The organism is Actinomycetota bacterium (genome assembly GCA_036280995.1).
Lineage (GTDB): Bacteria > Actinomycetota > CALGFH01 > CALGFH01 > CALGFH01 > CALGFH01.
Genome location: DASUPQ010000487.1, coordinates 1 through 8549, shown reverse-complemented (window position 1 = coordinate 8549; position 8549 = coordinate 1). Strand labels below are relative to the sequence as shown.

General features: G+C 72.5%; 11 protein-coding genes. 7 read left to right on the top strand and 4 right to left on the bottom strand.

What is annotated here, in order from left to right; genetic code table 11:
* The coding region (locus tag VF468_16320; protein ID HEX5879859.1) for an ATP-binding cassette domain-containing protein at window positions 1-242 on the bottom strand (242 nt) is incomplete at its 3' end.
* 135 nt (window positions 243-377) lie between these two features.
* Between VF468_16320 and VF468_16315 the strand changes: the two genes are divergently transcribed.
* From VF468_16315 to VF468_16300, 4 genes are all read left to right on the top strand, one after another.
* Window positions 378-1124 (top strand): adenylate/guanylate cyclase domain-containing protein, encoded by a 747-nt coding sequence (locus tag VF468_16315; protein ID HEX5879858.1) that lies wholly within the window; start codon window positions 378-380, stop codon window positions 1122-1124.
* A gap of 123 nt (window positions 1125-1247) precedes the next feature.
* Window positions 1248-2039, top strand: coding sequence for a sigma-70 family RNA polymerase sigma factor (locus tag VF468_16310; GenBank protein ID HEX5879857.1), 792 nt, complete (start codon window positions 1248-1250; stop codon window positions 2037-2039).
* Between the two features lie 10 nt (window positions 2040-2049).
* Window positions 2050-2505, top strand: coding sequence for a hemerythrin domain-containing protein (locus VF468_16305; GenBank protein ID HEX5879856.1), 456 nt, complete (start codon window positions 2050-2052; stop codon window positions 2503-2505).
* A 58-nt stretch (window positions 2506-2563) separates the two neighbouring features.
* Entirely contained in the window at window positions 2564-3085 is a 522-nt protein-coding gene (locus VF468_16300; GenBank protein HEX5879855.1) for a DUF6328 family protein, read from the top strand.
* Here the strand turns inward: VF468_16300 and VF468_16295 are convergent.
* Both VF468_16295 and VF468_16290 read right to left on the bottom strand, forming a co-directional pair.
* Window positions 3052-4002 carry a TIGR03557 family F420-dependent LLM class oxidoreductase gene (locus VF468_16295; GenBank protein HEX5879854.1) on the bottom strand — a complete coding sequence of 317 codons (951 nt, stop codon included), beginning with the start codon at window positions 4000-4002 and terminating at the stop codon, window positions 3052-3054. The genes VF468_16300 and VF468_16295 overlap by 34 nt on opposite strands.
* Window positions 4003-4022: 20 nt before the next feature.
* On the bottom strand, window positions 4023-5075 hold the full coding sequence (locus VF468_16290; GenBank protein ID HEX5879853.1) for an NAD-dependent epimerase/dehydratase family protein: 1053 nt from the start codon (window positions 5073-5075) through the stop codon (window positions 4023-4025).
* Between the two features lie 100 nt (window positions 5076-5175).
* On the opposite strand from VF468_16290, the gene VF468_16285 reads away from it, so the two are divergent.
* Together VF468_16285 and VF468_16280 are read left to right on the top strand one after the other, a co-directional pair.
* The gene (locus tag VF468_16285) at window positions 5176-6534 is read left to right on the top strand and encodes a potassium transporter TrkG (protein HEX5879852.1); all 1359 of its coding nucleotides are present in this window, start codon (window positions 5176-5178) and stop codon (window positions 6532-6534) included.
* Between the two features lie 164 nt (window positions 6535-6698).
* Window positions 6699-7286: a TrkA family potassium uptake protein gene (locus VF468_16280; protein HEX5879851.1), complete on the top strand. Its 588-nt coding sequence runs from the start codon at window positions 6699-6701 to the stop codon at window positions 7284-7286.
* A gap of 19 nt (window positions 7287-7305) precedes the next feature.
* Here VF468_16280 and VF468_16275 read toward each other — a convergent pair whose 3' ends face one another.
* Entirely contained in the window at window positions 7306-8205 is a 900-nt protein-coding gene (locus VF468_16275; GenBank protein ID HEX5879850.1) for a LysR family transcriptional regulator, read from the bottom strand.
* Window positions 8206-8321: 116 nt separating this feature from the next.
* Between VF468_16275 and VF468_16270 the strand changes: the two genes are divergently transcribed.
* On the top strand, window positions 8322-8549 hold a 228-nt coding region (locus VF468_16270; protein HEX5879849.1), incomplete at its 3' end, for a nucleoside monophosphate kinase.

Below are 8549 nucleotides of genomic sequence, written 5' to 3'. Positions count from 1 at the left end.
TGGACCCCGACCCGCTGGCGCAGCTCGGCCCGGTCCCGCCAGGGGTCGAGCCCGAGCACCCGCACGGTGCCGCGGTCGGGGGTCCGCAGCCCCTCGATCGTCTCCACGGTGGTCGTCTTGCCGGCCCCGTTGGGGCCGACGATCCCGAAGATCTCGCCTCGCTCGACGGTGAACGACACGTCCTCGACGGCTACCGTGTCCCGGTAGCGCTTGTGCAGGTGCTCGACCTCGATGATGGGCACGGGGCCTCCTCGTTCCGTCGTCTTCCGGACGAGCATGCCCCGCGCCACCCTGCCGCCGGATCGGCCAGCCCGCCCCGATCCGGGAGCCGATCGGCTATGCCGCCGCTAGCCGTTCGGTGTGCGTACACTCCGGTGGTGCGACATCTGCGCGACCGCCGCCGCTGGCTGGTGCTCCACGCCGGCGCCTGGCTGCTGGTCGGCGTGTTCTCCACCGGCATCTGGTGGATCGCCGAGCGTTCCCAGGGGATGCGGACGGTCTACTGGCCGGGCCTGCTCATGCTGCTGCTGCTGATCCCGCTGGCCCTGCACGCCGCCGTCGTGTTCATGGCCGGACCGCCCCGGCACGCCCCACCCCGGCCCGTCCCGCCCCCGGACCCGGTGCGGGCGGCCGAGCTGGGCGAGCGGGCCCTGGCCACGGTGGTGTTCACCGACATCGCGGGGTCGACCGAGCGGGCCCGGCAGGTCGGCGACCGGCGCTGGGCCGAGCTGCTCGACACCCACGACCGGGTCGCCCGCGAGCTGGTCGGCGAGCTGCAGGGGCGGCTGGTCAAGTCGACCGGCGACGGCATCCTGGCCCTGTTCGACCGGCCCGGCCGGGGGATCCGCTGCGCCACCGCCCTGCGCGACCGGCTCCGGGGCGCAGGCGTCGAGATCCGGGCCGGGGTCCACACCGGCGAGGTCCAGCTCCGGGGCGACGACGTCGGCGGCATCGCCGTCCACTTCGCGGCCCGGGTGATGGCGGCCGCCGCCCCCGGGGAGGTGCTGGTGTCGGGGACCGTCCACGACCTGGTCGCCGGGTCGGACCACGTGCTCGAGGACCGCGGCGCCCACGTCCTCAAGGGCATCGCCGGCGAGTGGCGGCTGTTCGCGGTCCGCGCCTGACGGGGTCCGGCCCGAGCCGGCCGCAACCGCTCCTCTTGCGAGACGCGAAGAGCAGGGGTAGAAGTGTTCTAGTTCGACGCCGTCCTCCCAGCCCCCGTGGGCGGCTGACTCACGGAGACGCGCGTGGTTCAGGCGACCCGGTCGAACGTGTCCGTCAACGATGTCCTTCCCGGTGACGAGGACGCCGTCAAGCAGGTCGAGGGCTGGTTCCGGCGCTACGCCGAGACCCGCGACCCGGTCGTCCGCGAGCAGATCATCGTCTCCTACCTGGGGCTGGCCGACCGGCTGGCCGACCGCTACCGGGGCAGCCGCGGGGCCACCCCCGAGGACCTGCGCCAGACGGCCCGGGTCGGCCTGGTCGCGGCCGTCGACCGCTACGACCCCGACTTCGGCAACCCGTTCGTCCCCTACGCGGTGGCCTGCGTGGTCGGCGAGATCAAGCGCTACCTACGCGACACGAGCTGGCGGGTCCACGTCTCCCGGCCGGTCAAGGAGCGCTCCCTGCGCGTCTGCAAGGCCCTGGACGAGCTGCCGCACACCCTGGGGCGCTCGCCCACCATCGCCGAGCTGGCCTCGTACCTGGGCATCTCCGAGGAAGAGGCGCTGGAGGCGATCGAGGTCGTCCACACCCGCTCGGAGGTCTCGCTCGACCAGCAGGTCGGCGACGAGGGCGACACCTCCCTGGGGGACCGGCTGCCGGCCGCCCCGCCCCGCGAGGAGCTTGAGGACCTGCTCCTGCTGCCCGGGCTGGTCGACAGCCTGCCCGAGCCGGAGCGCGAGATCGTGGTCCTGCGCTTCTTCCACGAGCTCGACCAGTACGACATCGCCGCCCGCGTCGGCTGCTCGCAGATGCACGTATCACGCCTGCTGCGCCGCGCCCTCGGGCGGCTCCGCACCCAACTGCTGGTGAACTGAGGAGGTTGCCGTGGCACAGGACGCCGTCGCGTTGATCAAGGCCGACCACCGCAAGGTGGAGCAGCTGTTCCGGGAGTTCGAGAAGGCGGGCGACCGCGCCTACAAGACCAAGCAGGACCTGGTCGCCGACATCATCAAGGAGCTCGAAGTCCACGCCACCGTCGAGGAGGAGACCTACTACCCGGCGGTCGAGGCCAAGGCCAGGAAGGAGGGCAAGGAGATGGTCGCCGAGGCCGTCGAGGAGCATCACGTCGTCAAGATCCTGCTCGGCGAGCTGAGCTCGATGTCGTCCGAGGACGAGGCCTTCGACGCCAAGGTCACCGTCCTGATGGAGAACGTGCGCCATCACGTCGAGGAGGAGGAAGGGGAGCTGCTCCCGCAGTCCGAGGAGATCCTCGGCAAGGAGGAGCTGACCCGACTCGGCGAGGAGATGGCGGCCCGCAAGAAGCAGCTCGGCGCCGGCTGATCGCAGGTTTGCGCCCCCGTCTACACTCAAATCCACATGAACGGGAGGTGGACGGTGCATGGCCGACGGTGAGAGCAAGGGCGAGCGGCTCGACCGGGAGCTGATGGAGCTGCTCCAGGAGCTCCGGGTCGTCATCCCCGGGGTCCAGGTGCTGCTGGCCTTCCTGCTCACCGCCCCCTTCCAGCAGCGCTTCGCCCAGCTCCAGGGCTCGCTGCGCAACGCCTTCTTCGCCTCGATCGCCTGCGCCACCCTGGCCACCGCGTTCCTGATCGCCCCCTCGGCCCACCACCGGCTGCGCTGGCGGGCCGGCGAGAAGGAGCGCCTGGTGCGGATCGGCAACCAGATGGCCATCGCCGGCACCGTGTTCCTGGCCGCGGCCATCGTGCTCGCCGTCTACGTGGTCACCAACGTGCTGTTCACCACCGACCTGGCCCTCTGGACCGCGGCCGGCTTCATCGTGGTGTTCGCCGGGCTCTGGTACGTCCTGCCGCTGGCCTGGCGTCCCTCCCCCGAGGAGAAGGCCTCGGAGGAGGGAGGCGGGCGGGATCAGGAGAGCCGCGGGGCCAGCTCCCGGCGGTAGAACTCGAAGAATCCCGCCTGGTCGTCGCCGATCTGGCTGACGTAGACCTCGTCGAAGCCGGCGTCGATGTACTGCCGGAAGCTCTCCAGGTGGCGCTCCGGGTCGGGACCGCAGGGGATCACCTCGGCCAGCTGCTCCTCGGTGACCAGCTCCGAGGCCTGCTCGAAGAGGCTGGGCAGGGCCAGCTCCTGGGACAGCTGCCCGGGCAGCATGGTGTTGGGCCACAGCTCGTGGGCGGTCTTGCGGGCCGCCGCGGCGTCCCGGCCCCAGCAGACCTTCATGCCGCCCTGCTTGAGCCCCTTGCCGCCCTGCTCGACGTAGCTGTCCAGCGCCTCGGAGTCAGGTGAGGTGCTGATGTAGCCGTCGCCGATGCGGGCGGCCAGGCTGACCGCCTTGGGGCCGAGGGCCGAGACCAGCACCGGCGGCGGGGTGTCGGGCAGCGAGTACACGCGGGCGTTCTCGACCTGGTAGAAGCGGCCGTCGTGGCTGGTCAGGTCGCCCTCCCAGAGCTTGCGCATGACCTCGACGGCCTCCTCCAGCATCTCCAGCCGGGTGTCGACCCGCGGCCAGCGGTCGCCGAGGACGTGCTCGTTCAGGTTCTCGCCGCTGCCCACCCCGAGCAGGAAGCGGCCCTCCAGCATGAGGGCGGCGGTGGCCGCCGCCTGGGCCAGGATGGCCGGGTGGATCCGGACCGTCGGGCAGGTCACCCCGGTGGTGACCTTGAGGTCGGTGGTGGCGGCGATGCCGCCGATCACCGACCACACGAACGGGCTCTGACCCTGGTTGTCGTTCCAGGGGTGGTAGTGGTCGGAGATCCACACCGACCGGAAGCCGGCCTCCTCGGCCTGCTGGGCCTGGCGCACCAGCTCGTTCGGGCCGTGCTCCTCGCTGGACAGGAAGTAGCCGATCTCGGCCATGTCGTCGCTCCTTCTCGTGATCAGCGGTCGGCGCCGCCGACGCCGCTGCGGAACTCGCCCAGGCGCAGCGGCCCGCCGGCGTCGGGGTCGAGCGGCGGGGTGTCCGCCCCGGCGGCCTCGCGGAACCCGGCCAGCAGCTCCTCGACGGTGTCGGTGGCGCTGCGCCGGGGCGACCAGCCCAGCTCGGCCCGGGCCCGGCCGGCGTCCAGCAGGGGCGACTGCAGGGCCAGGTCGAGCCAGCCGGGCGACACCGGCTGGAGGTGCAGCCGCCAGGTCGCGGCCGCCCCCGCCTTGAGCACCGCCGCCGGCACCGGCACGGGCCGGGCGTCCAGCATGGCGGCCAGCACGCCGGCGTCCAGCACGGGGTCGGCGGCCAGGTTGAACGGGCCGCGGGCGTCGCCGGCCACGGCCAGCCGGTAGGCCTGGCCGACGTCGTCGGCGTGCACGGCCTGGGTGCGCAGCCGCTTCACCCTCGGCACCACCGGGATGGCGCCGGCCCTGGCCAGCGAGCCGGGCACCAGGGGGCCGAGGAAGAAGCGGCGGATCTCCGAGGCGGCCTCGCGCTTGAAGGTCAGGGCGGGCCGCAGCCGCACCACCCGCACCTCCGGGTGGTCGCGCTCGAAGAGGTCGAGCAGCCGCTCCTGGTAGGCCTTGTCGCGCGAGTAGGCCGAGGTGGCGACCCCGTGGGTCGGCCAGCCCTCGTCGACCTGCCGGTCCTTGGGGCCGGGGGAGTAGGCCCCGACCGAGGAGGCGCAGACCACGGTGCCGACCCGGGCCTGGGAGGCGGCGGCCAGCACCCGCTCGGTGCCGACGACGTTGGTGCGCCACATGGCGAAGGGGTCGTGGGAGGGCTGGATCAGCCAGGCCAGGTGGACGACCGCGTCGGCCCCGCGGAAATGGCCGGTCAGGTCGTCGGCGGCCACGTCCGCGGCCGCCCAGGTCGTCTTGGCCACCTCGAGCTCCGGCCGGCGCCTGGCCAGCCCCAGCACCGAGGTGACGGCGGCCTCGCCGGCCAGCGCCGCCAGCACGCTGGTCCCCACGTTCCCGCTGGCCCCGGTCACGACGACGCGCATGGCTCTCCTTCTCGGCCGTCCCTTGTGGTCCAGCCAGCTACCCCTGGCCCCGGCCCAGGAAACCCACGGACCGCCCGGCATGCCGGAGAATGCCGGTGGCATGCTCCGGATACCTGCGCTCGGCGCCGTGCGCCGCCGCCCGCGACATCCCGCCCAGAACGTGGCCGCCGCCTTCGCGGTCGGGATCCTGGTCGGGACCGTCCTGCTGTTGCTGCCGCCGGCCCGGGCCGGGCCCGGCGGGGCCCCGCTGCACGTGGCCACCTTCACCGCGACCTCGGCCGTCTGCGTCACCGGGCTGACCGTCGTCGACACCGCCACCTACTGGTCGACCCTCGGCCAGGTGATCATCCTGCTGCTCGTCCAGGTCGGCGGGCTCGGCTTCATGGTGCTGGCGTCGCTGCTCGCCCTGGCCCTGTCCCGCCGGCTCGGGCTGCGGCAGCGGCTGCTCGCCCAGACCGAGATCAACGTCGTCGAGCTCGGCGAGACCCGGCGCGTGCTGCTGGGCGTTGCCACCTTCAGCGTGGCCTTCGAGGTGGTGACCGCCGCGGTGCTCACCGGACGGCTGTGGCTGGGCTACGGCGAACCGTTCGGCCGGGCGGCCTGGTACGGCCTGTTCCACTCGGTGTCGGCCTTCAACAACGCCGGCTTCGCGCTCTACGGCGACAACCTGGTCGGCTTCGTGGACGACGGCTGGGTGAGCCTGACCGTGACCCTGGCCGTGATCGCCGGCGGGCTCGGCTTCCCGGTGCTGATCGAGCTCATCCGCGAACCGGCCACCCCGGACCGCTGGTCGCTGCACACCAAGCTCACCCTGACGATGACCTGGATGCTGCTGGCCACCGGGACGCTGGCCGTGCTCGGCTTCGAGTGGTCCAACCCGGCCACCTTCGGCCCCCTCGACGTCCCCGGCAAGCTGCTGGCCGGCTTCTTCCAGGGCGCCAACCCGCGCTCGGCCGGGTTCAACACGGTCGACTATGCCGAGATGGGGGAGACGTCGTGGCTGGTCACCGAGGTCCTCATGTTCATCGGGGCGGGCAGCGCCGGCACCACCGGCGGGATCCGGGTCACCACCTTCGCCGTGCTCGTGCTGATGGTCGCCGCCGAGGCACGGGGGCGGTCGACGGTCAACGCCTTCCGGCGCCGCATACCCCAGGGAGCCCAGCGCCAGGCCCTGTCGGTCACCCTCATCGGGCTGGGCGCGGTGGTCGCGGCCACCCTGGCCATCACCGCCCAGAGCGGGCTCCCGCTGTCGCAGGTCACCTTCGAGGCGTTCTCGGCCTTCGGGTCGGCCGGGCTGACGACCGGGATCACCGCCGAGCTCCCCTTGGCGTCCCAGAACGTCCTGATCCTGCTCATGTTCCTGGGACGGACCGGCCCCATTACACTGGCCACCGCGCTCGCCCTGCGAGAGCGCGAGCCGCGCTACCGCTACCCGGAGGAACGACCGATCATTGGCTAGGACTCCGGCCACGTATGCCCCGACGCGCATGCGAGGGGTCTGCTTGAGCTGCAGAGTAGGTGAATGCGACGTCGATACGTGGCCGGAGTCCTAGCAAGGTGCGGGACAACGGGGTGCTGGTGGTCGGCCTGGGCCGCTTCGGGACCGCGCTGGCCACCACCCTGATGGACCTGGGCCACGAGGTGCTCGGCGTCGACGTCGACGCCGAGAACGTGCAGCGCAACGCCGACGTGCTCACCCACGTCGTCGAGGCCGACGCCACCGACGAGGACGTCATGCAGCAGCTCGGGGCGGGCGAGTTCGGCCGGGCCGTGGTCGGCATCGGCACCGACCTGGAGGCGAGCATCCTGACCACCTCGTTGCTGGTCGACCTCCAGGTACCGGACATCTGGGCCAAGGCGATCACCGTGGCCCACGGCCGCATCCTGGGGCGGGTCGGCGCCCACCACGTCGTCTTCCCCGAGCACGACATGGGCCGCAGGGTCGCCCATCTGGTGACCGGCCGGATGCTCGAGTTCGTCCCCCTCGACGAGGGCTTCGCGCTGGTCGAGCTGAAGCCGCCCAAGCAGGTCGTGGGGCGCTCGCTGGGCGACGCCCAGGTCCGCAGCCGCCACGGCGTCACCGTGGTCTGCATCAAGCCGGAGGGCGGGTCGTTCACCTACGCCACCCAGGAGACGGTCCCCGGCCCCGACGACGTCCTGGTGGTGGCCGGCGAGACCGACCGGGTCGAGGGCTTCGCCCAGCTCGACTGAGCGGCGGCCGGCCGGCGGGTCAGCCGATCGGCCGCAGCTCGGCCAGCATCTCCAGGAACAGCCCGGCCGCGCCCGAGGGCGGCCCGGCGTCGATGCGGCGGACGGCCACGATCTCGCGCCGGACCGGGGCCGCGTCGACCAGCTCGATCCGGGTCAGGGTGCCGGCGGCCAGCTCGGCGGCGACGGTGCTGGCCGGGACCAGGGAAACGCCGAGGCCACGCTCGACCATCTTCTTGGCCGCCTCGATGTTGTCCAGCTCCAGGACGCTGTTGGGCAGCACGCCGGCCTGGCGGAAGGTGGCGGTGGTGAACTCCAGGTAGCTGGAGCTGCGCCCGAACAGGACCAGCACCTCGCCGGCGAGGTCGGCCAGGCGGACCTGGCGGCCCGCCTGCGAGCCGGCGAGCCGGTGGCCGGGCCCGGCGATCAGGACCAGGGCGTCGGTGTACAGCGGCACGCTCTGGACCTCCTGGTGGACCAGGGAGCGGATGATGCCCAGCTGGACCTGGTCGTGCAGGACCATCTCCAGCACCTCCTCGGAGGTGCCGGTCTTGACGGCCAGGCGGACGTTCGGGTGGGCGGCGCTGAACCGGGCCAGCAGGGCCGGGAGGGTGTAGGTGCTGACCGTCGGGGGCGCCCCCAGGACCAGCCGGCCGGCGACGCCGCGGCGCAGCTCGTCGAGGCGCTGGCGCCCGTCGGCCAGGGCGGCGACGGCATGCTCGGCATACGGCAGGAACGCCTCCCCGGCCTCGGTCAGCCGCATCCCGCGGCGGGTGCGGACGAACAGCTGCTCGCCCAGGGACCCCTCCAGGCTCTGGAGGCGGGCGGTCAGGGTGGGCTGGGAGACGAACAGGGCCTCGGCCGCCCGGCTGAGATTCTGGCGCCGGGCCACCTCGAGGAACGCCTCGATCTGCGGCAGCATCGCTCCTCCCAGTCATAGGAGATCTCAATGCTCACCATTTAGACGATCTATTGGACCGATGGCAAGCTCGCCGCCTACGCTCTGAGGTCTCCATTCCCCAACCGAGCGGAGCATCGATGCGTCTTGTTCTCCTCGGCCCGCCTGGAGCCGGAAAGGGCACGCAGGCCGCTCGGGTGGCCTGCCGCTTCGATGCCCCACACATCGCCACCGGGGACATCTTCCGGGCGAACGTGGCCGAGGGGACCGAGCTGGGCCGGGCCGCCCAGGAGTTCATGGACCGGGGCGACCTGGTGCCCGACGAGGTGGTCATCGCCATGGTCATGGAGCGCCTGGCCTCCGACGAC

Excerpts from the sequence above, each read along its gene's own strand:
- VF468_16295 (HEX5879854.1), bottom strand. The coding sequence starts at position 4,002 with ATGGCCGAGATCGGCTACTTCCTGTCCAGCGAGGAGCACGGCCCGAAC.
- VF468_16290 (HEX5879853.1), bottom strand. The coding sequence starts at position 5,075 with ATGCGCGTCGTCGTGACCGGGGCCAGCGGGAACGTGGGGACCAGCGTG.
- VF468_16300 (HEX5879855.1), top strand. The coding sequence starts at position 2,564 with ATGGCCGACGGTGAGAGCAAGGGCGAGCGGCTCGACCGGGAGCTGATG.
- VF468_16280 (HEX5879851.1), top strand. The coding sequence starts at position 6,699 with ATGGACCTGGGCCACGAGGTGCTCGGCGTCGACGTCGACGCCGAGAAC.
- VF468_16285 (HEX5879852.1), top strand. The coding sequence starts at position 5,176 with ATGCTCCGGATACCTGCGCTCGGCGCCGTGCGCCGCCGCCCGCGACAT.
- VF468_16275 (HEX5879850.1), bottom strand. The coding sequence starts at position 8,205 with ATGCTGCCGCAGATCGAGGCGTTCCTCGAGGTGGCCCGGCGCCAGAAT.